The sequence below is a fragment of the Pantoea agglomerans NBRC 102470 genome (assembly GCF_001598475.1).
In the GTDB taxonomy this organism is placed as follows: Bacteria; Pseudomonadota; Gammaproteobacteria; order Enterobacterales; family Enterobacteriaceae; genus Pantoea; species Pantoea agglomerans.
The window spans coordinates 208,399-233,740 of sequence record NZ_BCZA01000001.1 but is presented as its reverse complement, the minus strand read 5'-3'; the positions used below and the strand labels follow the sequence as shown (position 1 = coordinate 233,740).

The 25,342-nt window shown below is 55.4% G+C and carries 25 protein-coding genes; 4 read left to right on the top strand and 21 right to left on the bottom strand.

The genetic code is table 11. The features are described from left to right. Positions 1-194: 194 nt before the first annotated feature. Genes ycfP through hinT form a run of 6 tightly spaced genes read right to left on the bottom strand, consistent with a single transcriptional unit; the run spans position 195 to position 4,001 of the window. Positions 195-737, bottom strand: coding sequence for an alpha/beta hydrolase YcfP (gene ycfP, locus PAG01S_RS01135; RefSeq protein ID WP_010246299.1), 543 nt, complete (start codon positions 735-737; stop codon positions 195-197). A 40-nt stretch (positions 738-777) separates the two neighbouring features. After that, a complete protein-coding gene (gene nagZ / locus PAG01S_RS01130; protein ID WP_022625859.1) occupies positions 778-1,818 on the bottom strand; it encodes a beta-N-acetylhexosaminidase in 1,041 nt (346 codons plus the stop codon). Between the two features lie 39 nt (positions 1,819-1,857). Further along, positions 1,858-2,640 carry a thiamine kinase gene (thiK, locus tag PAG01S_RS01125; protein WP_062757405.1) on the bottom strand — a complete coding sequence of 261 codons (783 nt, stop codon included), beginning with the start codon at positions 2,638-2,640 and terminating at the stop codon, positions 1,858-1,860. Between the two features lie 16 nt (positions 2,641-2,656). Beyond that, positions 2,657-3,250, bottom strand: coding sequence for a penicillin-binding protein activator LpoB (lpoB, locus tag PAG01S_RS01120; protein WP_022625861.1), 594 nt, complete (start codon positions 3,248-3,250; stop codon positions 2,657-2,659). An 11-nt stretch (positions 3,251-3,261) separates the two neighbouring features. Further along, positions 3,262-3,630: a YcfL family putative periplasmic lipoprotein gene (locus tag PAG01S_RS01115; RefSeq protein ID WP_010246307.1), complete on the bottom strand. Its 369-nt coding sequence runs from the start codon at positions 3,628-3,630 to the stop codon at positions 3,262-3,264. 20 nt (positions 3,631-3,650) lie between these two features. Next, entirely contained in the window at positions 3,651-4,001 is a 351-nt protein-coding gene (gene hinT / locus PAG01S_RS01110) for a purine nucleoside phosphoramidase (RefSeq protein ID WP_009090851.1), read from the bottom strand. A gap of 364 nt (positions 4,002-4,365) precedes the next feature. Between hinT and PAG01S_RS01105 the strand changes: the two genes are divergently transcribed. Further along, complete coding sequence (locus tag PAG01S_RS01105; protein ID WP_033786536.1) at positions 4,366-5,964, top strand: MFS transporter; 1,599 nt, start codon at positions 4,366-4,368, stop codon at positions 5,962-5,964. Between the two features lie 3 nt (positions 5,965-5,967). After that, positions 5,968-7,107, top strand: coding sequence for a beta-galactosidase BglB (bglB, locus tag PAG01S_RS01100; RefSeq protein ID WP_010669859.1), 1,140 nt, complete (start codon positions 5,968-5,970; stop codon positions 7,105-7,107). 54 nt (positions 7,108-7,161) lie between these two features. On the opposite strand, the gene ptsG is transcribed toward bglB, so the two are convergent. The 14 genes from ptsG to yceD all read right to left on the bottom strand — a co-directional run bounded on the left by ptsG (position 7,162) and on the right by yceD (position 19,370). Next, complete coding sequence (ptsG, locus tag PAG01S_RS01095) at positions 7,162-8,598, bottom strand: PTS glucose transporter subunit IIBC (protein ID WP_010669858.1); 1,437 nt, start codon at positions 8,596-8,598, stop codon at positions 7,162-7,164. A 289-nt stretch (positions 8,599-8,887) separates the two neighbouring features. Next, positions 8,888-9,679, bottom strand: coding sequence for a metal-dependent hydrolase (locus PAG01S_RS01090; RefSeq protein WP_062757403.1), 792 nt, complete (start codon positions 9,677-9,679; stop codon positions 8,888-8,890). An 18-nt stretch (positions 9,680-9,697) separates the two neighbouring features. Continuing rightward, positions 9,698-10,687, bottom strand: a complete 990-nt coding sequence (gene holB, locus PAG01S_RS01085) for a DNA polymerase III subunit delta' (RefSeq protein ID WP_062757401.1) — start codon at positions 10,685-10,687, stop codon at positions 9,698-9,700. Then, positions 10,687-11,319: a dTMP kinase gene (gene tmk / locus PAG01S_RS01080; RefSeq protein WP_062757400.1), complete on the bottom strand. Its 633-nt coding sequence runs from the start codon at positions 11,317-11,319 to the stop codon at positions 10,687-10,689. The genes holB and tmk overlap by 1 nt, the downstream gene beginning before the upstream one ends. Then, the gene (yceG, locus tag PAG01S_RS01075) at positions 11,309-12,328 is read right to left on the bottom strand and encodes a cell division protein YceG (protein WP_033757268.1); all 1,020 of its coding nucleotides are present in this window, start codon (positions 12,326-12,328) and stop codon (positions 11,309-11,311) included. The genes tmk and yceG overlap by 11 nt, the downstream gene beginning before the upstream one ends. Beyond that, positions 12,325-13,140, bottom strand: coding sequence for an aminodeoxychorismate lyase (gene pabC / locus PAG01S_RS01070; protein ID WP_062757399.1), 816 nt, complete (start codon positions 13,138-13,140; stop codon positions 12,325-12,327). The genes yceG and pabC overlap by 4 nt, the downstream gene beginning before the upstream one ends. A gap of 91 nt (positions 13,141-13,231) precedes the next feature. Next, complete coding sequence (fabF, locus tag PAG01S_RS01065) at positions 13,232-14,473, bottom strand: beta-ketoacyl-ACP synthase II (protein WP_022625869.1); 1,242 nt, start codon at positions 14,471-14,473, stop codon at positions 13,232-13,234. Positions 14,474-14,558: 85 nt separating this feature from the next. Then, positions 14,559-14,795: an acyl carrier protein gene (gene acpP / locus PAG01S_RS01060; protein ID WP_003849865.1), complete on the bottom strand. Its 237-nt coding sequence runs from the start codon at positions 14,793-14,795 to the stop codon at positions 14,559-14,561. Between the two features lie 154 nt (positions 14,796-14,949). Continuing rightward, positions 14,950-15,684, bottom strand: a complete 735-nt coding sequence (fabG, locus tag PAG01S_RS01055; protein WP_010246337.1) for a 3-oxoacyl-ACP reductase FabG — start codon at positions 15,682-15,684, stop codon at positions 14,950-14,952. Between the two features lie 10 nt (positions 15,685-15,694). Then, the gene (fabD, locus tag PAG01S_RS01050) at positions 15,695-16,627 is read right to left on the bottom strand and encodes an ACP S-malonyltransferase (RefSeq protein WP_062757398.1); all 933 of its coding nucleotides are present in this window, start codon (positions 16,625-16,627) and stop codon (positions 15,695-15,697) included. Positions 16,628-16,643: 16 nt separating this feature from the next. Then, positions 16,644-17,597: a beta-ketoacyl-ACP synthase III gene (locus tag PAG01S_RS01045; protein ID WP_010246341.1), complete on the bottom strand. Its 954-nt coding sequence runs from the start codon at positions 17,595-17,597 to the stop codon at positions 16,644-16,646. Next, positions 17,598-18,638, bottom strand: a complete 1,041-nt coding sequence (gene plsX, locus PAG01S_RS01040; protein ID WP_062757396.1) for a phosphate acyltransferase PlsX — start codon at positions 18,636-18,638, stop codon at positions 17,598-17,600. Positions 18,639-18,663: 25 nt separating this feature from the next. Then, positions 18,664-18,834 (bottom strand): 50S ribosomal protein L32, encoded by a 171-nt coding sequence (gene rpmF / locus PAG01S_RS01035; RefSeq protein WP_003849870.1) that lies wholly within the window; start codon positions 18,832-18,834, stop codon positions 18,664-18,666. Positions 18,835-18,848: 14 nt separating this feature from the next. Further along, positions 18,849-19,370: a 23S rRNA accumulation protein YceD gene (yceD, locus tag PAG01S_RS01030; protein WP_010246346.1), complete on the bottom strand. Its 522-nt coding sequence runs from the start codon at positions 19,368-19,370 to the stop codon at positions 18,849-18,851. A 140-nt stretch (positions 19,371-19,510) separates the two neighbouring features. Here yceD and PAG01S_RS01025 point away from each other — a divergent pair, with 140 nt between their 5' ends. Continuing rightward, entirely contained in the window at positions 19,511-20,098 is a 588-nt protein-coding gene (locus tag PAG01S_RS01025) for a Maf family protein (protein ID WP_062757395.1), read from the top strand. An 11-nt stretch (positions 20,099-20,109) separates the two neighbouring features. Here PAG01S_RS01025 and rluC read toward each other — a convergent pair whose 3' ends face one another. After that, positions 20,110-21,066, bottom strand: coding sequence for a 23S rRNA pseudouridine(955/2504/2580) synthase RluC (gene rluC, locus PAG01S_RS01020; RefSeq protein ID WP_010246350.1), 957 nt, complete (start codon positions 21,064-21,066; stop codon positions 20,110-20,112). Between the two features lie 573 nt (positions 21,067-21,639). Between rluC and rne the strand changes: the two genes are divergently transcribed. Further along, complete coding sequence (rne, locus tag PAG01S_RS01015) at positions 21,640-25,098, top strand: ribonuclease E (RefSeq protein WP_062757393.1); 3,459 nt, start codon at positions 21,640-21,642, stop codon at positions 25,096-25,098. Positions 25,099-25,342: the final 244 nt, after the last annotated feature.

The window sequence follows — 25,342 nt, the reverse complement described above, 5'->3', positions numbered from 1 at the left end:
GTGAACCAAAAGTTAACCAAAGGTTAAATTAAACCTTAAGAAACATAGGGTTGGCGAAGTTAAAATCGCAATCTGCTGGGAGAATAGCATGGCGGGAAGAGGAGAACATAAGAATATTGATATACATCAAAGCGGGAAAATAAAACTCAGATAATTACGTAATAAAAACAGGCACCTTGCGGTGCCTTTGCTGCTTAACCTAATGTTTTAAAAGCTTTTATCCGCTTAAGATGTGGGGATATATTTTTGAATTTGTGCCCTTCCGTCTCATCCCAGACAATTTCATAAAACGGATGCAGCTGGTCAGCAATGTGCTGGCTGTCGAGCGCCTCATCGTGACGGGAGAGAATGGCCAGACAGCGGTCGCGATTACGCTCGCGAAAATCGCTGACGCACTTCGTTGCGATATCCTGATACTCCTCCGGCCGGTCAATCTTCCCTTCCATGTTCGCCTGCGGCGAGAGGTTGGGATTAAAAATCACCTGGCGGATTCCGCACAGAAATCCAATGCGCTCTGACCAGAAGCCGCCCAGTCCGACGCCGCAAATCAGCGGCCGGTCGTCGTCAGAAAGCGTCAGCATCTTATCGGTCTCTTTTAGCAGAAACTGCATGTCATGTTTGGGATGGCGGGTGCTGTAACTGATCAACCTGACGTCAGGATCGATAAATTGCAGTTGCAGCACTTTTTCGTGATTGCCCGGACTGTTGGAATCAAAACCGTGCAGATAGATGATCATTATAATCCTCAAGGTAGTGATAGCGCCGGGCAGTCACTGCTTACCACGACGCCTTATGAGCCAGCCAGCGTTCCTGAAGCGCACTCAGTTGCTGAGCATTGTTTTTCCAGCGATGCGTCCCCCGCAGTTCATCGCGGGTAAACCTGCCCTGATGATACAGCTGTGTGACCCGCTCTGACCCGACCGGGATCAGGTTATCAAGTACACTGATGGCACCCTGACGCTGATTGCAGACCAGAATCATGTCACAGCCCGCGGAAAGGGACTGCTGCGCCCGCTCAGGATAGCTGCCCATCACCGCTGCGCCCTCCATCGACAGATCGTCGGAGAAAATAATACCGTCAAAGCCCAGTTGCTCACGCAGCACGGTTTTAAGCCAGTATGGCGAACCACTGGCGGGCAGCGGATCAACTTCGGAGTAGATGACGTGTGCGGGCATGATGGCGTCCAGCGCCTGTTCGGTAATCAGCTTGCTGAAGATTGCCATGTCATGCTCACGCAGCGTCTTTTCGTCCCGCGGATCGCGTGGGGTCTCTTTATGCGAATCCGCACTCACCGCACCGTGACCCGGAAAATGTTTGCCCGTAGTCTTCATGCCCGCCTCGTGCATCCCCGCAATAAAGCGGCGGGCGACATCAAGGGCGATGGCCGGATCGGCATGGAAAGAACGGTCGCCAATCGCGGCGCTGATATGACCAATATCGAGTACCGGCGCAAAGCTGATATCGATATCCATGGCGATCATCTCGGCCGCCATTTGCCATCCCGCCTGTTGCGCCAGTTCACCGGCGGTATCCAGGTCGTGCAACGCAGCAAAAGATTGCATGGCAGGCAGTTGGGTGAAGCCGTCACGGAAACGCTGCACGCGACCGCCCTCCTGATCCACCGCCACTACCAGCCGGGTGTGAGAGGCGGCGCGGATCTGCCGCACCAGCTCTGCCAGCTGAGCGGGATCATGATAATTTCGGGCAAATAAAATTAAACCGCCCACCAGCGGATGCTGCAGGATGTCGCGCTCTTCGCCATCCAGTTCATAACCCTCGACGTCAAGCATCAGTGGGCCGGGTAAATCTGATCTCATATCATGAATCCTGTAGCGAAACGCACCTGCGTAACGCGATTAAATCTGTTCCCAGCTCTGTCGAGCCAGCTGTTGTAATGTGTCGTCGTCACGCTGACCGGCACGGAGCTGATACCAGCTGGCCATCAGCAACTGCAGCCAGGGCTGCCAGCGTCTGACCTGCTGCACCAGCGCGGTGAGCGGCAGCTGCATCGCCGCGGCATACTCAGCCAGCCACTCGGCCTGGTGCTGCGGATCGCTGGCACAGACAGCCGCCAGCTCCAGCGCCACGTCGCCATCGGCGGCATACTCCCAGTCGATCAGACGCAGACCTTCGGGACCTTGTATGACATTTCCGGCATGCAGATCCATGTGCAGCGGAGCCAGCCGCAGCGGGTGAGGTTCACCCTGCTGCGTCAGACGTCTCAGCGCCCGCAACCAGCGGTGATGCCGCTGTGGAGTGAGCTGCCAGTAGCGCCATAACAGCGGCAACAACTGCAGACGATAGCCGGTCAGCGGCTGCTGATGCAGCTGCTGTAGCAGTGCCACGATCTGTGGACGCTGCTGGCTGAAACGGTGTTCATCCAGCGCTTCGCCTGCGCACCAGGTCAGGATAATCCCCTGACGATGGCCCGCCACGGGCTGCGGTGCCACTCCGCTGGCTTGCAGTTTGCGTAACAGACGGAATTCGCGCTGCCGATCCACAAACGGAATAACCGGTTGCGGTGCCGCCCGCGCGATAAAAGTTCCGCGCGGGCTGACAATCTTCTGGCTATGTCCGGTCAGACCGGCAAGCGGGATAAAGGATTTCTTTTCTGGTTCGCCGGTGACCTGCTGAATCATCCGCTGGAAAGCGGGATTAATTCTGTGCAATGCCGTTGCCGGACCAGATGATCTCGCCTGTCTGGACCAGCATCAGTTGCATTTGCAGCGTCGGCGCTTTGACATCGCCACGCGCGTTGCTGTAGAGCACATACTGAGCGTTAACGTTACGCGCCAGGCCAATCGCTTTACTGCGCGAGTTCAGGCTGTCATCCGGCGATAATCCCAGCGTCTGCTTGGCCTGCGCCAGTTGGTCAGCAGAAACCAGGGTGAATTTGCCGTTGTTATTCAGCGCATTCTGGATAGCTGCCGTCGCTTTCTCGCTTTGCAGCGCACCGTTGGTGCTGTTTTTAACCCGATCCACCAGCAACACGCTGCCCGGCTCGGCGCTGGCAGCCTGTAACATCTGCGCCACCAGCGGCTGAACGCTGGCATCCCAGTTGATAGTGACCAGTTTCGGTGGCTGCGGCACAGGCTGCGGTTGCGGCACCGGTTCAGGTTGTGGAACGGGCTGCACCGGCTCCACAGGCTGGGTCGGTTCAACCGGTGCAGGCTGCTGCTGTTTCACCACACAGCCGGTCAGAATGAGCGCCATCAGGAGCGCTCCGGTACGATTAACACTGCGTATCACGTAGAAAATCCTTAAAGATAGAGATAAAGACGAACCTTGCTGGCCGTCAGGTTACCCAGTTGCGAAGTGGCGATAATGCTGCCCTGCGCCGGAACGGTAACGGTCTGCGCCGGTTCCTGCGGGGTGATTTCCAGCCCTTTGTCGTCATACCAGTAGTAACGATAGTGCACAACAACCGGTGTTTCGCGCTGATTATAGAGCACGCTGGTGGCACGCTTTAGTCCATCGTTCTCATCCAGCGTCGGTTCATCGGTAATGATCCCTGCCGACAGCACAGAGGACTCCATCACCAGCGACTGTGACGTATTGATCATCGGTTTTTCACTGCTGCAGGCCGTCAGGCAGAGCAGGATCGGCAGGCCAGTCAGCCAGGATCGCATAGCACGCTTCCGTTATCAGGTCAGTTAGAGAGCATCGGTCCCAGCGGTTCACCGCCCAGCAGATGCATATGAATGTGATAAACCTCCTGACCACCATGTTGATTGCAGTTTACAATCAGACGATAACCATTTTGATCGATACCTTCCTGACGGGCGATTTTCGCCGCGGTAGTAAACATACGTCCCAGCGCATGCTCATGCGCCGCTTCCGCCTCGTTGACCGTTGGGATCAGCACATTCGGCACGATTAAAATATGGGTCGGCGCTTTGGGCGAAATGTCGCGGAAGGCAGTGACCAGCTCATCCTGATAAACCACATCAGCGGGGATTTCGCGGCGGATAATTTTACTAAAAATGGTTTCTTCTGCCATGGTGCAATTCCTTTAGCTTTAGCCTGAGTCTTAATCAATCAGTATGCGGGAGAAATTTGTTTTCTTTCAACCTCAGGACCACTTTTCTTGCATTGTTCGCCTGCCTTTGCAGCAGCACCCTCTCTCCGTGACCCGCACGCTGTTCAGAATGCTAACAACGCCCCTGCCACACCAGAAAATGAAACGCTGTTTTATAAATTAGAATTTCGCCACCCTTTTCTTTGTATGACTGCCACTTCAGCGCCAGCACTTGCCAAATTGCGAAGGTTTAGCCGCCCCGTCAGTTCTACTTTGCTAACCAGTCCGGGTGAGATGACCGGCGTCACCAGGGATAAACCGCCATAAACATCAAGGAGCATCAGACATGCGCTCACGTAAAATTGGTCTTGGCCACTATCTGGCCTACGGTTCCGGAGATTTTCTTGGAGCAGGCACCACGGCGCTGACCGCCGCCTGGTTGCTCTATTTTTACACCACCTTTTGTGGGTTAACCCCGATTCAGGCCACGCTGATCTTTGCCGCTGCCCGCGTGCTGGATGCGATAGTCAGTCCGCTAATGGGCTTTCTGACCGATAACTTCGGTTCGACCTGGCTGGGCAAACGCTTTGGCCGCCGCAAATTTTTTATCCTGCTCGGCATACCCTCTGTATTCAGTTATAGCCTGATGTGGCTCAGCGACATGAGTTTCTGGTGGTATCTCTGCACGTATCTGCTGTTTGATATCGTCTACACCATGATCCTGGTGCCGTATGAAACGCTGGTGCCGGAAATGACCGACGATTTCAAACAGAAAACCCGCTTCTCCGGTGCCCGCATCGGCCTGGCTCAGCTGTCGGCCATTCTGGCTGCCTTTTTACCCGGTATTTTGCTGGGTATGCTGGGCAAAGATAATCCTCTCTCCTTCTTCTACGCCAGTCTGGTGTTCTCGGTAATCTGCGCGCTGGTGCTGACGCTGGTGTGGTGCTTTACCTGGGAGCGTCACCCAGATGACTTTTCCGCCGAGTCACGCCGTGCAGAACAGGAAAAGCAGCAGCTGACGCTGATGCAGAATCTCAAGCGGCTCTATGTCGAGCTGGCTTCAACCTTACGCATCCGCATCTTCCGCCAGCACCTTGGCATGTACCTCGGCGGCTATATCGCCCAGGATGTGTTTAACGCCGTCTTTACCTGGTATGTGGTATTTGTGCTGATGCAGAGCGCTCAGGTCGCCTCCAGCCTGATGGGCACCATGGCGGTGCTGCAGTTTATTGCCGTGATGGCGATGATCCCGCTCTGCATCCGCATGGGACCCGCGCCCGCCTACCGTCTGGTGGCTGTGCTGTTTGGCCTTGCGGCGCTCTCCTACGCTGGATTGTGGTATGCCGGAATGAACGACAACATGTCACTGCTGTTGGTGATCTCTGCCCTGGCAGGCCTGGGACGTGGCGGCATCAACTATGTGCCGTGGAACACCTATACCTATATCGCCGATGTGGATGAGGTGATCACCGGACAGCGCCGTGAAGGGATTTTTGCCGGCATCATGACCCTGACGCGTAAAGCGTCGCAGGCTGGCGCAGTTATGCTGGTCGGTATCGTGCTGCAGCTCTCCGGCTTTGTTTCTGGCCAGGCGACCCAGGTACCCGGCGTCAGCCACACTATTCTGGCGATTCTCAGCATTGGCACTGTGGCCGTACTGGCCTGCGGCTTTATCGTGTCACTGCGCTTTAAGCTTAATCTGCAGACCCACACTGTGCTGCGCCAGGAGACGCTGAAGATGCGCGACGCGGGCCGCATCGTGCCGGAAAGCATCACGCCGGAAGCACGCGGAATTGTAGAAACGCTGGCTGGCATGCCTTACGAAAACCTCTGGGGCAACAACAACATTGGCTTCCTTAATCGTAATAAGTCAGCGCCGGAAAAATTGTCCGCACATCCCACTTTAAACCCTTCTTTAAACCCGACCTTAAAACGACAGGAATAAACCATGACTGTATTTCCCGTTAAACACAGCAAATTATTGTGCCAGCCCGAACATCTGTTGCCACGCAGCGAACTGGTACAGCTGATTCAAAAGCTGACACAGAATCTGGTTAACATCACCGATGAGACAGGCGAATTTTTATTACGGCTGGACGATGGCCGGGTGATTGATACCAAAGGCTGGGCGGGTTGGGAATGGACACACGGCATCGGTCTGTATGGCATGCTGCACTACTATCAGCAGACCGGTGACCAGCAGACGCTGGCCATTATTGATGAGTGGTTTACGCAGCGTCTGGCGGAAGGCACGCCGACCAAAAATGTGAATACCGTTTGTCCTTTTCTGACGCTGGCCTACCGTTACGAAGAGACCGGGAATCCGGCCTGGGTGCCGGTGCTGGAGCGCTGGGCAGAATGGGTTATGTATGAGATGCCGCGTACCGAACAGGGCGGCCTGCAGCACATTGTCTATAACAACGAAAACCCGCAGCAGCTCTGGGACGATACGCTGATGATGAGCGTAATGGCGCTGGCTAAAATTGGCCAGTTGCTGAAGCGCGATGAGTGGATTGAAGAAGCGAGTTATCAGTTCCTGCTGCACACCCAGTATTTGATGGATCGCAAAACCGGCTTATGGTTCCACGGCTGGAACTTTGACGGCCGCCATAACTTTGCTGATGCACGCTGGGCGCGCGGTAACAGCTGGGTGACGATTGTCATTCCCGACTTCCTGGAGATGATGAACTGGCCTGAGCATCACGCTACCCGCCGTTTTCTGCAGCAGGTGCTGGAGACCCAGGTTAAAGCGCTCAGGGAGTGTCAGCACAGCAGCGGATTGTGGCACACCCTGCTTGATGATCCGCACAGCTACCCGGAAGCCTCCGCCACCGCCGGGTTTGCCTATGGCATTCTGAAAGGGGTTCGTAAGCGTTATCTGCCCGCGGAGTATCGCGAGGTGGCAGAAAAAGCGTTGCGCGGCGTGATTGCCAATATTGATGACGATGGCGAGTTAAAACAGGTCTCCTTTGGTACCGCAATGGGCAAGGATCTGGATTACTACCGCACGGTTCCTCTGACCTCTATGCCCTACGGCCAGGCGATGGCCCTGCTATGCCTGACAGAGTATCTGCGCGTTTACCTCTGAATCCCGGCCAAAAAAAAGCCCCGCTTAGCGGGGCTTTTTCATCGCTGTAAATCATTACATGCTGCGGATGTAATCATCCATATCGGTTTTCAGGTTATCGGATTTAGTCCCGAAAATCGCCTGCACACCGGAACCGGCAACCACCACGCCACGGGCGCCGAGGTTTTTCAGTTCAGTCTGATCCACTTTCGCCACATCGGCGACGCTGACACGTAAACGGGTGATACAGGCATCCAGGTTGGTGATGTTCTCTTTACCACCAAACGCCGCCACCAGTTTGCCCGCCATCTCTGTACCGGTCGCGGTAGATTGCTCGCTGCTGCTGCTCTCTTCACGGCCAGGTGTTTTCAGATCCAGCTTCGCGATCAGTACACGGAATATGGTGTAGTAAACCAGACCATAGATGATACCAACAATCGGGAACAGCCAGATTTTACTGCTGTTGCCGCTCAGGACGATAAAGTCGATCAGACCGTGAGAGAAGCTGGTGCCATCACGCATCCCAAGCAGGATACAGATTGGGAATGCCAGACCCGCCAGCAGCGCATGGATCACATACAGGATTGGTGCCACGAACATGAATGAGAATTCAATCGGTTCGGTGATACCGGTCAGGAATGCGGTCAGCGCGGCGGAGATCATGATACCGCCCACTTTGGCGCGATTTTCAGGCTTCGCTGAATGCCAGATAGCAATCGCTGCCGCTGGCAGACCGTACATTTTGAACAGGAAGCCGCCAGAGAGTTTACCTGCGGTCGGGTCACCCGCCATATAGCGCGGGATATCACCGTGGAACACCTGACCTGCCGCATTGGTGTATTCACCGATCTGCATCTGGAAAGGAACGTTCCAGATGTGATGCAGACCAAATGGCACCAACGCACGTTCAATTACGCCATAAATACCAAAGGCGACAACCGGGTTTTGATAGGCTGCCCACTGCGAGAACTCCTGAATCGCGGAACCTATCGGTGGCCAGATAAAGGAGAGCAGTACGCCGAGAATGATAGCTGCCAGACCGGAAATAATCGGCACAAAACGCTTACCGGCAAAGAAGCCCAGATATTCTGGCAGCTTGATGCGGTAGAAGCGATTAAACATGTACGCGGCAATAGAGCCGGCGATAATACCGCCCAGTACCCCGGTGTCGGCGAGGTGTTTAGCCTCGATCTCCGCCGCAGGCAGATGCAGCACCAGCGGGGCAACTACCGCCATGGTTTTCACCATGATGCCATAGGCAACAACCGCTGCCAGTGCCGAAACGCCGTCATTATTGGTAAAGCCCAGCGCCACACCAATAGCGAAAATCAGCGGCATGTTGGCGAACACCGATCCACCCGCTTCTGCCATCACATGCGAAACCACTGCAGGTAACCAGCTGAAATTGGCTGAACCGACCCCTAACAAAATACCGGCAATCGGCAGAACCGATACCGGCAGCATCAGCGATTTACCGACCTTTTGAAGGTTGGCAAAAGCATTTTTGAACATAGCGTGAAGCTCCTGAGTAAGAGTGCATATTTGCGCAGTGCGCGTGGCAAAGAGGGAGGATTCTTTGCCGGGCTGGCGGTGACCGCCTTTTGATTTATTACGAAGGGTAAAATAATTCCCGATTTGTTACTTTGACGGGTATCACGTTTCGACAATCACAAGGGCGCACTTTACGAAATTTCTTACTGATCCGCACCAGTAATCGGCGATAAAAAGCTGACCCTGTCTGAAAAAACAGGGTCATATACGCAGGTTACAGATTAATTACAGAGACTGAAATAATAGCTGATCAGGCGCCCAGCTGGCTCATCGGGATATGAAACAGCGTTGAGAAGTTTTGGGTGGTGGTGGCTGCCAGCGTTTCTAAATCCACCCCTTTCAGGACAGCCAGATATTCGGCAACATCGCGCGTATAAGCGGGCTGATTCTCTTTACCACGGAAAGGCACCGGGGCCAGATAAGGCGAATCCGTTTCCACCAGCATCCGATCCAGCGGCACATAGCGTGCGGCTTCACGTAACTGCTCGGCATTGCGGAATGTGACGATGCCGGAAAAAGAGATGTAGAAGCCCATATCCAGCAGTTTTGCTGCGGTGGGCTGATCCTCAGTGAAGCAGTGCAGCACGCCGCCGCAACGTTCAACCTGCTCTTCACGCAGAATCGCCAGCGTATCTTCGCGGGCATCACGGGTGTGAACAATGATCGGTTTGTTCAGCGCAATACCGGTACGGATATGCTCCCGGAACGAGCGCTGCTGCTGATCTTTCGTTTCTGGCTGATAGTGATAATCCAGCCCGGTTTCACCCAGGGCCACCACCTGAGGATCGGCAGAGAGCTGACGAAACTCCTCAACATCATAGGCCTCTTCCTGATTCAGCGGATGCACACCGCAGGAGAGCGCTATATTTTTCCGTTCGCCGACCAGACTTTTAAGGGTATGAAAACCCGGCAGCGTGGTGGCGATTGCCAGCATAAATTTCACATCACGCGCCACCGCTTTGGCGATCACATCATCCAGGTCACGATGGTTCTTTTCATAGTCCAGGCCATCAAGATGGCAATGGGAATCCACAATAAACATAATTACTCTCAGATAGGTTTAGCCGACAAGCGCGGGTTTCTGTTTGTCCGCCCAGCTCAGAAGCTGATCGGTCAGCAATAATTCGCGATTCACCGATGCCACATGCAGTAGCTGCTCGCGACAGCGCATCCAGTCCTGGAGGCTGCTGTTGAGCGCGCTGGCTGAAAAGTATCCGGCCAGCAACTGCACCACATCCTGACGATCGATATTACTCAGCCACTGACCCGCATGTTGCTGCCACTTCATTGCATCCAGCAGCAAAGAGAGCAGCCAGCCGATACGCGCTGCCGCGTCGTCGGCGTTCAGCGCAGGCAGCAGTTGCAGGATGTCCTGCTGCAACGCAGCGGACAGCGCATCGCAGAGCTTCTGCCGGGCCTGCCACGGCCCGTTTTCCAGCAGGCTCAGCGCCGCACCGGGTGCACCTGCGCTCAGACGCAGAGCCGCCAGCAGCATCTGTTCGTCGTGCGAAGCGTGCTTCTTCAGCCAGAGCAGGCTTTGTCCTTCGTCCGGCGGCGTCAGATGCAGCGCCATGCAGCGGCTGCGCAGCGTGGCCAGCAGTCGCGAGGGATCGCGGCTGCTGAGGAAGAACCAGCTGTTGGCTGGCGGCTCTTCCAGCGTTTTCAGCAAGGCGTTGGCCGCCGCTTCCGAAAGCTGCGCGGCATCCGGCAGCCAGACCACTTTCGCGCCGCCCTGCTGACCAAAGTGGTACATTTTTTCCGTAACCTGCCGCACAGCATCGATGCCCAGGGTACTTTTGCCCTTCTCCGCCTCAAGCCGATACCAGTCAGGATGGGTATTAGCCTGCATCAGCTGACAACCGTGACACTGCCCGCAACTTTTCAGGCCATCCCGCTGCTGGCACATCAGCCAGCGGCTCATCCCCCAGACCAGCGCCTCATCGCCCATACCTGCCATCGCCTGGATCAACAACGCATGGTGAGCGCGATTCTCCTGATGCTGGCCAATTACCTGGCGATAAGGCTGATTCAGCCACGGATACCAGTTCATCACGCCTGCTCCGCCAGCCAGCCATCCAGCGCCGACTGAAGTGACGCTGTCACATCACTCAGTGATTGTGTAGCATCGATGGTGATAATGGTGGGGTCCTCCGCTGCCAGCGCCAGATAGCGCGCGCGGGTGCGTTCAAAGAAGCGCAATGACTCCTGCTCAATGCGATCCAGCTCACCGCGCGCACGGGCGCGCTGCAGACCGATGTCGGGTGTCACATCAAGATAGAGCGTGAGATCGGGGCGGAAATCGCCTAACACGGTATCGCGCAGCGTCTGCATCAGACCGGCGTCAAGTCCACGTCCGCCTCCCTGATAAGCCTGAGAAGAGAGATCATGACGGTCGCCGATCACCCAGGCACCGCGCGCCAGCGCCGGTTTAATGACCGTTTCCACCAGCTGAACCCGTGCCGCATAGAGCATCAGCAGTTCCGCTTTATCTGTGGCCTGCTCGCCCTCAATACCCTGCTTAAACAGCACCCGCAGCTGTTCTGCCAGCGGCGTTCCGCCAGGCTCACGGGTAAAGACCAGATCGTGAATGCCACGGGCACGCAGCGTGGCGACGATGGCGTCACGCGCGGTGGTTTTACCGGCGCCTTCCAGGCCTTCAATGACGATAAACTTACTGTTCATTTTTTTCCTTTAGCGTCTGCCGGTAAACCTGCACCGCCTTGTTATGGCTGGCAAGATTAGTCGTAAAGGTATGGCCGCCCTTGCCGTCCGCAACAAAGTAGAGATAGTTGGTTTTCTCGGGATGAGCCGCTGCCTGCAGAGAGGCTTTACCCGGCATGGCGATCGGACCCGGCGGCAGACCGTTAATGATATAGGTATTGTAAGCGCTGGCCGTCTCAAGATCTTTGCGGGTCAGCGTCCCGTTATAGCTGTCGCCCATGCCATAGATGACGGTGGGATCGGTCTGTAACCGCATACCGGTGCGCAGGCGATTGATAAACACCGAGGCTACGCGCGCGCGCTCTTCGCTGACGCCGGTCTCTTTCTCAATGATTGAGGCCATGGTCACCAGATCCTGTGGGGTTTTATAGGGCAGATTATCCGCCCGTCCCTGCCACACCTCAGCAATGGTTTTTTTCATCCGATCATGAGCGCGCTGTAGCAGCGCCATATCGGTGGTGTTAGCCGTGTAGAGCCAGGTATCCGGGAAGAAGTTGCCCTCCAGCTGCTCAGGCTCCACTTTTAGTGCGCTGGCAAGGGTGGCGAACTGATCATCTTTCAGGGTATGCCGGATATAAGGCGCTTTGCGCAGCTCACTCAGCCACTCTTTCAGCCGCTGGCCTTCCACGAATCGCACCGGGAACTGTGCCTCTTTACCGCTGGCCAGCAGCTGTAACAGCGAACGCACCGTCATGGTCGGCTCAAGGCGATAGGTACCCGCCTTGAAGGTCGCCAGTTCAGGTTCCAGACGCAGCAGCGCGCCAAACCAGATACTGTGCGGAATAATCTTCTGCTCTTCCAGCTGCGCTTCAAGTGCGACCCGGCCCGTGCCGGCAGGCAGCGTGTAGATCGTTTCCTGCTGCAGGGTTAACGGGGTGGCCGCAAACCGCTTAACCTGCCAGTAACTCAGCACAGCCGCGAGACCCACGATCGCCAGCAGGCTGACGACGATTTTTTTACTTCGAATCATGATGCATCCATTATCTTTTCACAGCTTGCGCGCAACTGATTAAACAGCGAACGCTCAGTAAACTCTACCGCTTCTATCTGTCGGACCGGCAGGACCGGCATCAGCGCGTTACATATCACCACTTCATCGGCGGCCAGCAGCTGCGCCGGTTCGCTTTTTATTACCTGGCAAGCCTGGCCTTCGGCCGCAAGTTGCGCCATCAGACTCCGCCGCATAATGCCATCCACGCCCGACGCTGACAGATCAGGCGTGAAAATTTGCGAGCCCTGACGCCAGAATAAATTGGCCGCACAGCATTCCACCACCCAACCTTCAGTGTCAAGCACCAGTGCCTCGTCGGCGTCTGTCTGGTCAAGATGAGCTCTGATCATCACCTGCTCCAGACGATTAAGGTGCTTGATACCGGCAAACTGTGGGTTTCGTGCCAGACGGATCGGGCTGAGCCGGAGTGACGCGCCACGCTGCTGTAAATCGGCGTAGTGTTGCGGCCAGGGTGCCAGCGAGACGATCCGCGTAGGTTCACCACAGCCGCGCCGGCTGTAGCCCCGCCCGCCGCTGCCGGCACTGATAATCACTTTCAGCACCGCCTGGGTTTGTTGCTGCGCGGCCTGTTGCATTTCAGTCTCAAGCTGAAGCCAGTCGACGCCATCAATCCATAACCGCTCACAGCCCTCTTTAAGGCGCTGAATGTGGCTCTCCAGCAGCACGATTTTACCCTGACGCACGGCGGCGGTAGTAAAACAGCCATCCCCAAACTGCAGGCCGCGGTCGCTGGCGGCCAGCATCGATTGTTTTAACCCGTTAATCCACATGGTTCTCTCCTGAGCGTGACTCGTGATTTCAGCGCATTCTGCAGGATAAAAAAAGGCCCGCATCGCGGGCCTTTTTAGCAATCAACAACGATTACACTTTACGGAAGATCAACGAACCGTTGGTTCCGCCGAAACCGAAGGAGTTACACAGGGTGTACTCCAGACCGGGAACCTGACGCGCGGTGTGAGGCACGAAGTCGAGATCGCAGCCCTCATCCGGATTGTCGAGGTTAATGGTCGGTGGAACGGCCTGGTCGCGCAGCGCCAGAATCGAGTAGATAGATTCAACCGCGCCTGCCGCACCCAGTAAGTGTCCGGTCATTGATTTGGTCGAGCTTACCATCACGCTGCTGGCTGCTGCCCCAAAGACCGATTTCACCGCCCGCGCTTCCGCTTTATCACCCGCTGGCGTGGAGGTGCCGTGCGCGTTGACATAGCCAATCTGCTCTGGCGTAAGCTGAGCATCGCGCAATGCGTTGATCATTGCCGCGGCGGCGCCTGATCCATCTTCTGGTGGTGAAGTCATGTGGTAGGCATCGCTGCTCATACCAAAACCTACGATTTCCGCGTAGATTTTCGCACCACGTTTCTTCGCATGTTCATACTCTTCGAGTACCACAATGCCAGCGCCGTCACCCAGCACAAAACCGTCACGATCTTTATCCCACGGGCGGCTGGCCGCTTGCGGGTTTTCATTACGGGTTGAGAGAGCACGTGCTGCACCAAAGCCACCGACGCCTAATGGCGTACTGGCTTTCTCTGTGCCACCCGCCAGCATCACATCAGCATCGTTATAGGCGATGATGCGTGCGGCATGACCGATGTTATGCACACCAGAGGTACAGGCTGTCGCGATAGAGATGCTTGGACCTTTCAGGCCATACATGATGCTGAGATGACCCGCCACCATGTTAACGATGGTTGAAGGCACAAAAAATGGGCTGATTTTGCGCGGGCCGCCGTTGACCAGTGAAGTATGATTCTCTTCAATCAGACCTAAACCACCGATGCCGGAGCCAATTGCTGCGCCCATACGGCTTGCATTTTCGTCGGTAACAACCAGACCACTGTCCTGCATGGCCTGCATACCGGCCACAATGCCGTACTGGATGAAGGCATCCATCTTGCGCTGATCTTTGCGCGAGATGTAGTCATCACAATTAAAATCTCTTACCAGACCTGCAAAACGTGTTGCATAAGCACTGGTATCAAAATGGTCGATCAGGGTAATGCCGCTCTGACCGGCAAGGAGAGCACTCCAGGTAGACTCTACGGTATTGCCGACAGGAGACAACATGCCAAGACCAGTCACAACTACACGACGCTTAGACACGTTCGTCCTCCAGGGAGGGGAAATAGGGAACTATGTGGGACAAACAAAAAAATCAGGCGGTCGAGCGACCGCCTGAAGATATTCATTAGCCTTTATGGCTATTGATATAGTCGATCGCTGCCTGAACGGTAGTGATTTTCTCAGCTTCTTCGTCTGGAATCTCAGTATCAAACTCTTCTTCCAGAGCCATCACCAGCTCAACGGTATCAAGAGAATCGGCACCCAGGTCTTCTACGAAAGATGCAGAGTTGGTGACTTCTTCCTCTTTCACACCCAGCTGCTCACTGATGATTTTCTTAACGCGTTGTTCGATATCGCTCATACTATTTAATTTCCTATCAAAACTCGCTTTCGCGATGGTTTTCGTAGTGTATAAAATGGTGAAAAAGATGCAACAAAATCCCGGCTGGTCGAACCACGATTTTGCGTTATTTTGCGGTTCTAACCGCAAATAAAGCAAATCATTTCGTGATTTATCAGACCATGTACATTCCGCCGTTGACGTGCAGCGTTTCACCTGTGATGTAGGCTGCTTCGTCAGAGGCTAAAAATGCCACAGCATTGGCGATTTCCTGAGCATCGCCTAAGCGACCCGCAGGAACTTCCGCCAAAATACCGGAACGTTGATCTTCGTTCAGTGCCCGCGTCATGTCAGTCTCAATAAAGCCTGGAGCCACGACGTTGACGGTAATGCCACGTGACGCGATTTCGCGCGCCAGTGATTTGCTAAAGCCAATCAAACCCGCTTTTGCTGCCGCATAGTTTGCCTGGCCCGCATTACCCATGGTTCCAACAACGGAACCAATGGTGATGATACGGCCCACGCGCTTTTTCATCATGGCACGCAGGACCGCCTTGGAAAGGCGGAATACCGATGTGAGGTTGGTATCCAGGATATCCTCCCACTCATCGTCCTTCATGCGCATGAGAAGATTATCACGCGTAATGCCTGCATTATTGACTAAAATATCCACTTCGCCAAATTCAGCACGAATATTCTCTAAAACAGTGCTGATTGAGTCAGCGTCAGTCACATTCAGTAACAGGCCTTTGCCCTTGTCGCCAAGGTAAGCACTGATGGCGTCGGCGCCACTCTGGCTGGTTGCAGTTCCTACCACTTTAGCACCGCGTGCCGCCAGTGTTTCTGCAATCGCACGACCAATGCCGCGACTCGCGCCGGTAACCAGCGCAACTTTACCTTCAAAGCTCATGATTTTCCTCTTATTCCTTACCGAGTGCAGCCGTCAGGGATGCAGTATCGTTAACGGCAGCCGCTGTCAGGCTATCGACAATACGTTTCGTCAGTCCGGTCAGGACTTTACCTGGCCCCATCTCCAGGAGCTGCGTCACGCCCTGTGCTGCCATCGCTTCCACGCTCTCGGTCCAGCGAACCGGGCTGTAGAGCTGACAGACCAGCGCATGGCGGATGGCCGCAGCGTCGGTTTCAGCTTTCACATCGACGTTGTTGATCACCGGTACCGCAGGCGCGTTAAAGGTGATGCTCTCCAGCGCCACCGCCAGTTTATCGGCCGCAGGCTTCATCAGTGCGCAGTGAGAAGGAACGCTGACCGGCAGTGGCAAGGCACGCTTAGCGCCCGCTGCTTTACAGGCGGCACCCGCACGTTCAACGGCTTCTTTGTTACCCGCAATAACCACCTGGCCCGGCGAGTTAAAGTTAACCGGTGAGACAACCTGACCCTGCGCGCTCTCTTCACAGGCTTTGCGGATAGCCGCGTCATCCAGGCCAATAATCGCCTGCATCGCGCCAGTGCCTTCAGGCACCGCTTCCTGCATCAGTTTGCCGCGCAGTTCAACCAGCTTCACTGCATCCGCAAAGTTAAGCACACCCGCGCAAACCAGCGCTGAATATTCACCCAGGCTGTGACCAGCCATCAGGGCTGGCTGTTCACCGCCCTGCTGCTGCCAGACACGGTAGATTGCCACGGAGGCGGCTAACAGTGCAGGCTGAGTCTGCCAGGTTTTGTTCAGCTCTTCAGCCGGACCCTGACTTACTAATTGCCACAGATCATATCCCAGCGCGTCAGAGGCTTCACGGAAGGTCTCTTCTACCAGCGGATAGGTTGCCGCTAATTCAGTCAGCATGCCCACGGTCTGTGAACCCTGACCGGGGAAAACAAATGCAAATTGCGTCATTTTTCGTTCCTGTCAATCAAAAGCGAACCAGCGCAGAACCCCAGGTGAATCCACCACCAAAGGCTTCCAGCAGAATAAGGTGTCCGGGTTTGATGCGGCCATCACGGACCGCTTCATCCAGTGCGCTTGGCACCGATGCGGCAGAGGTATTGCCATGACGATCCAGTGTGACGACCACTTTATCCATGGTCATGCCGAGTTTTTTCGCGGTGGCGCTGATAATGCGCAGGTTCGCCTGATGCGGCACCAGCCAGTCCAGCATTTCACGATCGAGATTATTGGCCTGCAGCGTTTCATCAACGATGTGAGCCAGCTCGGTAACGGCAACCTTGAAGACTTCGTTGCCTGACATGGTGACATAAGCGGGCTGATCCTGATGCGCACGATCCTGATAAGGCAGCGTCAGCAGCTGTGAATAGCGACCATCAGCATGAAGATGGGTAGAGATGATCCCCTGCTCTTCGCTCTGACCCAGCACGACCGCGCCTGCACCATCGCCAAACAGGATGATCGTGCCGCGATCTTCCGGATCAAGCGCGCGTGCCAGGACATCAGCACCAATCACCAGCGCATGTTTCACCGCGCCATTTTTGATGTATTGATCGGCCACGCTCAGTGCATAGGTGAAACCTGCACAGGCGGCAGCGAGGTCAAACGCCGCGCAGTCTTTGATTTCCAGCATTTGCTGGATCATGCAGGCAGAGCTGGGGAAGGCATGGCTGGAAGAGGTTGTGGCGACAATAATCAGCCCAACATCGTTCGCTTCAATGCCTGCCATTTCAAGGGCGCGTTGCGCCGCACTGAATCCCATGGTGGCGACGGTTTCGTCAGGCGCAGCAATACGACGCTCGCGGATGCCGGTACGGGTAACAATCCACTCGTCCGACGTCTCCACCATTTTTTCCAGATCGGCATTGGTGCGGATCTGGCTTGGCAGATAACTGCCCGTACCGATAATTTTGGTATACATCTAGGCTTTGTCACTCCTGGCTAATACAGCATCAAGGCGCGCAGCAATTCGCTCGGGAATTTGCTGCCTCACCGCCTGCTCTGCCTGTTCTATCGCCACAGCGAAGGCGTATTGATTTGCCGCACCGTGACTCTTGATCACTGTTCCGCGCAATCCTAACAGACAAGCGCCATTGTACTGGTCAGGGTTGAGATGCCCGAAGCGCTTCGTCAGACGTTTCTGAATCCAGCGCCCCAGCAACTGAAGCCACCATGACCGTTTCTTACCTTCCCCTGATGACTTCAGCAGAGAAAGAAACATTCTTACCACGCCTTCCATAGTCTTCAGCGTGACGTTTCCGACAAAACCGTCACAGACCATCACATCCGTTTTACCGGTGAGCAGTTCGTTACCTTCAAGGTAACCAATATAGTTGATTTGCGGTGATTCTCGCAGCACTGCCGCGGCGTCGCGGATCGTTTCCAGCCCTTTGGTCTCTTCATGACCAATATTGAGCAACGCGACACGGGGCCGTGCAATACCAAGCACATGCTCAGCCATTACCGACCCCATTACAGCAAACTGCACCAGCATCGCACTGTCTGAGCCCACATTTGCGCCCAGATCCAGCACCACGGTTTTACCCTGTTGCTGGTGCGGTAAAACGGACATCAGCGCCGGACGTTTAATGCCATCCAGCGGTTTTAATAAGAGTGTCGACAGCCCCATCAGCGCACCGGTATTCCCGGCGCTGATGCAGGCCTGCGCACGTCCCTCTTTAACCATCTCCAGTGCCACACGCATTGAGCTGCCGCGACTGTTGCGGATGGCCTGAGCGGGCCGCGCATCACTTGCAATAACCGATTCGGCAGGGATGACCTGCAAACGCCCCATCAGGGAGGAATCCGCTTTGGCAAGCAATGGCATGAGAGTGTCGGGGTGTCCGACCAGAAGAAGGAATAGTTCCGAATGAGAGGCCAGTGCCTGCAATGCTGCAGGCACTGTCACGCAGGGACCGAAGTCCCCGCCCATGGCATCAATCGCCAGGGTCAAACGTGTCAAGGTATCGCCTTGCTAAGCAAGAAACTTACTTAACGATAACCTTGCGACCGCGGTAGTAACCGTCCGCAGTGATGTGGTGACGCAGATGAGTTTCGCCAGAAACTTTATCTACTGACAGAGCAGCAGTGGTCAGCGCATCGTGCGAACGACGCATACCACGCTTAGAACGGGTGGGTTTATTCTGTTGTACGGCCATGGACCTTACTCCTATTACTTACGCTTTAAACTGGCTAATACGGCAAATGGATTTGGTTTCTCCACCTCTGCAGGCAGTTTACCAAAGACCATGTCCGCCTCGGACACTTCACAGTGTTCAGAATCGTGCACCGGAACGACCGGCAGCGCGAGAATAATTTCATCCTCGACAACCGCCAGCAGATCGATCTCACCAAACTCGTTGACATCGACCGGCTCGTACGCTTCCGGCAATGCCTCGGCCTGCTCTTCAGAAGAGACAGGGCTGAAGCAGTAACTCACTTTTACGTGATGAGGAAAGGTCTGGTTGCAGCGCTGGCAACGCAACGTCACTTGTACTTCAGCAGTACCCGTCAGTACTGCCAGACGTTGGTTATCAACCGCAAACGACATGGCACAATCCACATCACTGTCCACACTAACGACCGACTCGGCCACACGCTCCACCTGTACAGATGTGTAGACACCCTGATAATCAAGGCGCTTCTGAGCAGTGCGGACAGGGTCCAGCGTTAGGGGTAATTTTACCTTTTGCATAGGGCGCGCATATTAACTTTGTAATGTCATAGAGTCAAAGAAAAAGGCCGTTAAACAGCATCTTTCAACCACTATTCGCATCCAGTGCGGCGCACAGTTTAAAATGACTGTCACCAATTCGCTATCACTATTGAAAAAAAATGACGCCATCGATTCTTTTAGCTTCAACCTCGCCCTTTCGGCAGGCATTACTGCATAAACTCGGCCTGCCTTTTATTACCGCCGCGCCTGAGGTTGATGAGTCACTCCAGCCCGATGAAACCGCTGAAGCGCTGGTAACCCGTCTTGCCGTAGCTAAAGCGCAGGCACTGGCAAAAACGTATCCCAGCCACTGGATAATCGGCTCCGACCAGGTTTGCGTGCTGGATGGCGCTATCGCCGGTAAGCCTCACACGGCTGAGAATGCGCGGGCGCAACTGCGTGCCGCCAGCGGAAAAGCCATTACCTTTTATACCGGTCTGGCGCTATTTCATCCGGTCAGTGGCACGCTGCTGCACTGCTGTGAGCCCTTTGTGGTTCATTTCCGCACGTTAACTGACGCTGAAATCAACGGCTATGTGGAAAAGGAGCAGCCGCTTCAGTGTGCGGGCAGTTTTAAAAGTGAAGGTCTGGGGATTTGTCTGTTTGATCGGCTGGAGGGACGCGATCCCAATACACTGGTCGGGCTGCCGTTGATCGCGCTCAATGAGATGTTGCAGCAGGCCGGCATCAATCCTTTAACGAACTGATGCCGGAGAGATTACGCTTTCAGCTGACGCAGCTTAAGCAGGCATTGCTTCAGGCCATCATCCAGTGGTGCTTCGACCCGCATCACTTCGCCGGTGCCGGGATGCGTAAAGGTCAGCGCCGCAGCATGCAGGAACAGGCGTTTTAAACCGGTTGCCGCCAGCTGACTGTCAAACTCACGTTCTCCGTAGCGATCGTCAAAGGCAATGGGATGCCCGGCATGCAGCGTATGGACGCGAATCTGATGGGTACGACCGGTGACCGGGCTCGCTTTCACCAGCGTGGCAAACTCGAACCGCTCTTCTACTTTAAAGCGGGTTTCTGAGGCTTTGCCTTCGCTGCTGACGCGCACCACGCGCTCACCGCTCTGCAGAATGTTTTTCAGCAGCGGCGCCTGAACCACCTTCAGGTGTGACGGCCAGTTGCCGCGCACCAGGGCCAGATAGTCTTTCTGCATCCCCTTTTCACGCAGTTGCTCATGAAGGGAACGCAGCGCCGAACGCTTTTTAGCGACCAGCAGAATGCCGGAGGTGTCACGATCCAGGCGATGCACCAGCTCCAGAAAGCGTGCTTCCGGTCGCAGGGCACGTAACCCTTCAATCACCCCGAAGCTGAGTCCGCTACCGCCATGCACGGCTGTGCCGGAAGGCTTATTCATCACCAGCAGCGACTCATCCTCAAACAGGATGGCATCGGCCAGTGACGCCACTTTCGCCAGTTTGGGGGAAACGGCATCTTCATCGCGTTCCGCTACCCGAACCGGCGGAATGCGCACCTCATCGCCCTCCTCCAGCTTATATTCTGGCTTGACGCGCTTTTTATTCACCCGCACCTCGCCTTTGCGAACGATGCGATAAATCATGCTTTTGGGCACACCCTTGAGCTGGGTGCGCAAAAAGTTATCAATGCGTTGTCCGGCATTTTCAGCCGTGATGGCGACAAAATGTACGCCGGGATTCTCTGTTTTCATGGCGGCGATTCTAAATAGTGTCCCCTGATAGCGCCACCCCTTTTTCTGTGCTTAACTCTGGAGTTGATGTGACGGCAGGTCGCCTCTCTGCTGGCTTTTTCAGCAAAGCGCTGTTTTGTCCGACACATTAGCGATTTAAATGTAAAGAAACTTCACAAGCTGGCTAAAGTCGCCTTGCTATATGAAGGTTAGCAATGGAATAATGCTTGAGTTTCTTACCTGAACCATTTCAGGGCAGAAAAAGAGCGAAATTGTCATTTTGCCGGATTGAGCAGACACGCAGCAATGGCGTAAGACGTAATGCGAAATCAGGCACTTAGCGGGCTGCGGGTTGCGGCCTGGACAACAGTATGGGATGCACGGGTTTTCTTTATTCTCTCAGGCATTTCCACTATCTGGTGCTGTTTTCCCTTATGAAAAACAGGCCACCGACGTTATTTGCGCCCCTCGCGCGGTCGACAGCCGTGAGGTTGACGACATTGCACTAAGTCACGGGGCCATCGGTTGATACTCGTCCAGGGTAACTATGCCCGCAGCTGTAATCACTCATGAAAGAATAACGAGTAAGTCACGATGAAAAGAATGTTAATAAACGCAACTCAGCAGGAGGAGTTGCGCGTTGCCCTGGTTGACGGTCAGCGTCTGTACGATCTGGATATTGAAAGTCCTGGACACGAGCAGAAAAAAGCCAACATTTACAAAGGTAAAATCACTCGCATTGAACCCAGCCTTGAAGCTGCGTTTGTCGATTACGGCGCAGAGCGTCACGGTTTCCTCCCGTTAAAAGAAATCTCCCGCGAATACTTCCCCTCCAGCTACAACGCGCATGGTCGTCCGAATATTAAAGACGTGCTGCGTGAAGGTCAGGAAGTCATTGTTCAGATCGATAAAGAAGAACGCGGCAATAAAGGCGCTGCGCTGACCACCTTTATCTCTCTGGCGGGCAGCTATCTGGTACTGATGCCGAACAACCCACGTGCAGGCGGTATCTCTCGCCGTATCGAAGGTGACGATCGTACCGAGCTGAAAGAAGCCCTGTCGGCGCTGGAACTGCCGGAAGGCATGGGCCTGATTGTCCGTACTGCGGGCGTCGGTAAATCAGCCGAATCGCTGCAGTGGGATTTAAGCTTCCGTCTTAAACACTGGGAAGCGATCAAGAAAGCCGCTGAAAACCGCCCTGCTCCGTTCCTGATCCATCAGGAAAGTAACGTGATTGTGCGTGCCTTCCGCGACTATCTGCGTCAGGACATCGGTGAGATACTTATCGATAACCCGAAAGTACTGGAACTGGCGCGTCAGCATATCGCTGCGCTGGGCCGTCCGGACTTCAGCAGCAAAATTAAGCTCTACACCGGTGAAATCCCGCTGTTCAGCCACTATCAGATCGAATCGCAAATCGAATCCGCTTTCCAGCGTGAAGTCCGCCTGCCTTCCGGTGGCTCGATTGTAATCGACAGTACCGAAGCGCTGACCGCTATCGATATCAACTCAGCACGTGCAACGCGCGGCGGTGATATCGAAGAGACGGCGTTCAACACCAACCTTGAAGCGGCCGATGAGATTGCTCGTCAGCTGCGTCTGCGTGACCTGGGCGGCCTGATCGTTATCGATTACATCGATATGACGCCGGTACGCCATCAGCGCGCGGTTGAGAATCGTCTGCGTGAAGCTGTCCGTCAGGACCGCGCCCGCATTCAGATCAGCCACATTTCACGTTTCGGCCTGCTGGAGATGTCCCGTCAGCGTCTGAGCCCGTCATTAGGTGAATCCAGTCATCACGTCTGCCCACGCTGTAGCGGCACCGGCACCATCCGTGATAACGAGTCACTGGCGCTGTCGATCCTGCGTCTGATTGAAGAAGAAGCGCTGAAAGACAACACCAAAGAAGTTCACGCCATTGTTCCGGTTCAGGTGGCCTCTTACCTGCTGAATGAAAAACGTGAAGCGGTTAACGCTATTGAAACACGCCAGGGTGGCGTGCGGGCTATCATCGTTCCTGATGACAAGATGCAGACCCCACACTACTCCGTGCTGCGCGTGCGCAAAGGCGAAGAGACGCAGACCCTGAGTTATCATCTGCCGAAGCTGCATGAAGCCGAAATGGCGATGCCGTCGGAAGAGGAACATGCTGAACGTCGTCGTCCTGAACAGCCTGCTCTGGCCGCGTTTGTGATGCCTGATGCGCCTCCGGCACCGGTAGAAGTTGAGCCAGAAACGCAGCGCGCTGAAGCCCAGCCGGCCGCAAAAGCAGCACCTGCTGTGGCTGCGCCTGCTACCGTCAGCACCGGCTTCTTTGGCCGTCTGCTTGGTGGCCTGAAAAAAATGTTCGCAGGCGAAGAAGCCCCTGCCGCCGCACCAGTGGCCACTGAGGTTGCAGAACCCCAGAAAGCGCCTGAAAGCGAGCAGGAAAACGGCAATGGCCGTGGCGAGCGCCGCAGCAATAATAACAACCGCCGTAACAATAATCGTCGTGAGCGTACGCCGCGTAACGGAGATAACGCGCAGTCGCGTGAAGGCCGTGAACCACGCGAAAACCGTGAGCCTCGTGAAAACCGCGAACCTCGTGAAAGCCGTGAACCGCGCGAAAGTCGCGAGCCACGTGAAAATCGCGAGCCGCGCGAGGGTAACGATAATCGCCGCAACAAGCGTCAGTCCCAGTCTGGTGAAGTGCGTGAAGAGCGTCCGGCACTGAGCGAAGAAGCGCGCCAGCAGCGTGATGAGCAGCAGCAACAGCGCCGTGAACAGCGTGCTGAGCGTCAGCGTCGTCGTCAGGAAGAGAAACGCGCCGGTGAAGAAGCTGCCAAAGTGGCTGAGCAGCCGGTAGTGGTAGCCGACGTTCCGGACGTGACCGAGCCGCAGGAAGATGAGCGCGTACAGGTTATGCCGCGTCGCAAGCCGCGTCAGCTGAACCAGAAGGTGCGTGTTGATGATAACCGTCCACCTATGCCAGCCGAAGCCAGCGACTTCGCCCAGCCGGCTGAAGTGCGTCAGCCTCAGCAGACAGACGTGGCTCAGCCGCAGCCTGAGTTCCAGGCACCGCAGGGTGAAGAGCAGGATGACAACGACAACCGTGATAACGCCAATATGCCGCGTCGTTCACGTCGTTCGCCTCGTCATCTGCGCGTCAGCGGACAGCGTCGTCGTCGTTACCGTGATGAGCGTTATCCGACTCAGTCAGCAATGCCGCTGACCGCTGCAGCTGCATCACCAGAGATGGCATCCGGTAAAGTCTGGATCCGTTACCCGGTGAGCCAGGCCAGCGAAGAGCAGGTTCAGAATGTGACTCACGAGACGCCAGCGTACAACCGCGAAGAGACAGCAGACGCCGCCAGTGCGCAGCCCGTTGCTGCCGCTGTTGAATCTGTTGCTCAGGAAGCGCCTGTGCAACAGGCCGAGCCGCAGGCAGAAACGCCAGTGCCGGTCGTGAACACTGACGATACCCGTGCTATCGACGCGCCGGTTGACGAGCAGCCTTCCGTTGTTCCGGCGGCAGATGAAGCAAAAGCGGAAGCGGTAGCAGCCGAAGCCGTGCCTGCTGAGCCTGTCACCGAAGCGCCGGTTGTGACACCTGCGGTTGAGACTGCACAGCCTGCAGCGGTTGCAGAAGAAGCACAGCCTGCAGAGGTTGCTGAGCAATCGGCTACCGACGTCAGCGAAGCGATCGCAGCAGAAGTTGAGGAAGTTCTGAATGCGCCGGTCGCTGCTGAAGCTGAAACAGCGCCAGTTCGTGAACCTCATGCTCCGGTGGCCGCACGCGATGTCGCCCCTGCAGCACCGGAGACTGCGGCCGAACCTGTTGCATCAGTGCCTGCAACGGCATCAGTGCCTGCAACTGCCTCAGTGCCGAATGACGGTACGCGCTGGAAGCATTTTGCCTCTGCGCCGATGACTAAAGCACCTGCGCCAGTCTGGCAGTCAGAACCGGCACCGCACAGCGACTGGGTGCGTGCACCCTATGAGTTCGACGGTCGCGGTTCTGCGGGTGGTCATAGCGCCACACATCATGCCACTGCCCCGGCGACCAAGCCGTAACGCATAAACTGTTGTGAACTGAACCCCGGCCTGCAAGCCGGGGTTTTTTTATGCCTGCGATTCTGCCCGCCAGCGGACAGAGGATAATTAACCTCCCCTCCTCGTTTATCAGTAATCAGGAAAGTGCGTGCGTGTGTGCGTGTGTGCGTGTGTGCGTGAAAGCGTGAAAGCGTGAAAGCGTGAAAGCGTGAAAGCGTGAAAGCGTGAAAGCGTGAAAGCAAGACTGACATGCGAGCTGCCTGTC

Coding starts and splice junctions, on each gene's coding strand:
- bglB (WP_010669859.1), top strand. CDS start 5,968: ATGACTGTATTTCCCGTTAAACACAGCAAATTATTGTGCCAGCCCGAA.
- hinT (WP_009090851.1), bottom strand. CDS start 4,001: ATGGCAGAAGAAACCATTTTTAGTAAAATTATCCGCCGCGAAATCCCC.
- rluC (WP_010246350.1), bottom strand. CDS start 21,066: ATGAAAACAGAGAATCCCGGCGTACATTTTGTCGCCATCACGGCTGAA.
- pabC (WP_062757399.1), bottom strand. CDS start 13,140: ATGTGGATTAACGGGTTAAAACAATCGATGCTGGCCGCCAGCGACCGC.
- yceD (WP_010246346.1), bottom strand. CDS start 19,370: ATGCAAAAGGTAAAATTACCCCTAACGCTGGACCCTGTCCGCACTGCT.
- PAG01S_RS01025 (WP_062757395.1), top strand. CDS start 19,511: ATGACGCCATCGATTCTTTTAGCTTCAACCTCGCCCTTTCGGCAGGCA.
- yceG (WP_033757268.1), bottom strand. CDS start 12,328: ATGATTCGAAGTAAAAAAATCGTCGTCAGCCTGCTGGCGATCGTGGGT.
- PAG01S_RS01045 (WP_010246341.1), bottom strand. CDS start 17,597: ATGTATACCAAAATTATCGGTACGGGCAGTTATCTGCCAAGCCAGATC.
- rne (WP_062757393.1), top strand. CDS start 21,640: ATGAAAAGAATGTTAATAAACGCAACTCAGCAGGAGGAGTTGCGCGTT.
- ycfP (WP_010246299.1), bottom strand. CDS start 737: ATGATCATCTATCTGCACGGTTTTGATTCCAACAGTCCGGGCAATCAC.
- acpP (WP_003849865.1), bottom strand. CDS start 14,795: ATGAGCGATATCGAACAACGCGTTAAGAAAATCATCAGTGAGCAGCTG.
- PAG01S_RS01115 (WP_010246307.1), bottom strand. CDS start 3,630: ATGCGATCCTGGCTGACTGGCCTGCCGATCCTGCTCTGCCTGACGGCC.
- tmk (WP_062757400.1), bottom strand. CDS start 11,319: ATGAACAGTAAGTTTATCGTCATTGAAGGCCTGGAAGGCGCCGGTAAA.
- rpmF (WP_003849870.1), bottom strand. CDS start 18,834: ATGGCCGTACAACAGAATAAACCCACCCGTTCTAAGCGTGGTATGCGT.
- fabG (WP_010246337.1), bottom strand. CDS start 15,684: ATGAGCTTTGAAGGTAAAGTTGCGCTGGTTACCGGCGCGAGTCGCGGC.
- holB (WP_062757401.1), bottom strand. CDS start 10,687: ATGAACTGGTATCCGTGGCTGAATCAGCCTTATCGCCAGGTAATTGGC.
- fabD (WP_062757398.1), bottom strand. CDS start 16,627: ATGACGCAATTTGCATTTGTTTTCCCCGGTCAGGGTTCACAGACCGTG.
- nagZ (WP_022625859.1), bottom strand. CDS start 1,818: ATGAGATCAGATTTACCCGGCCCACTGATGCTTGACGTCGAGGGTTAT.
- thiK (WP_062757405.1), bottom strand. CDS start 2,640: ATGATTCAGCAGGTCACCGGCGAACCAGAAAAGAAATCCTTTATCCCG.
- PAG01S_RS01090 (WP_062757403.1), bottom strand. CDS start 9,679: ATGTTTATTGTGGATTCCCATTGCCATCTTGATGGCCTGGACTATGAA.
- ptsG (WP_010669858.1), bottom strand. CDS start 8,598: ATGTTCAAAAATGCTTTTGCCAACCTTCAAAAGGTCGGTAAATCGCTG.
- PAG01S_RS01105 (WP_033786536.1), top strand. CDS start 4,366: ATGCGCTCACGTAAAATTGGTCTTGGCCACTATCTGGCCTACGGTTCC.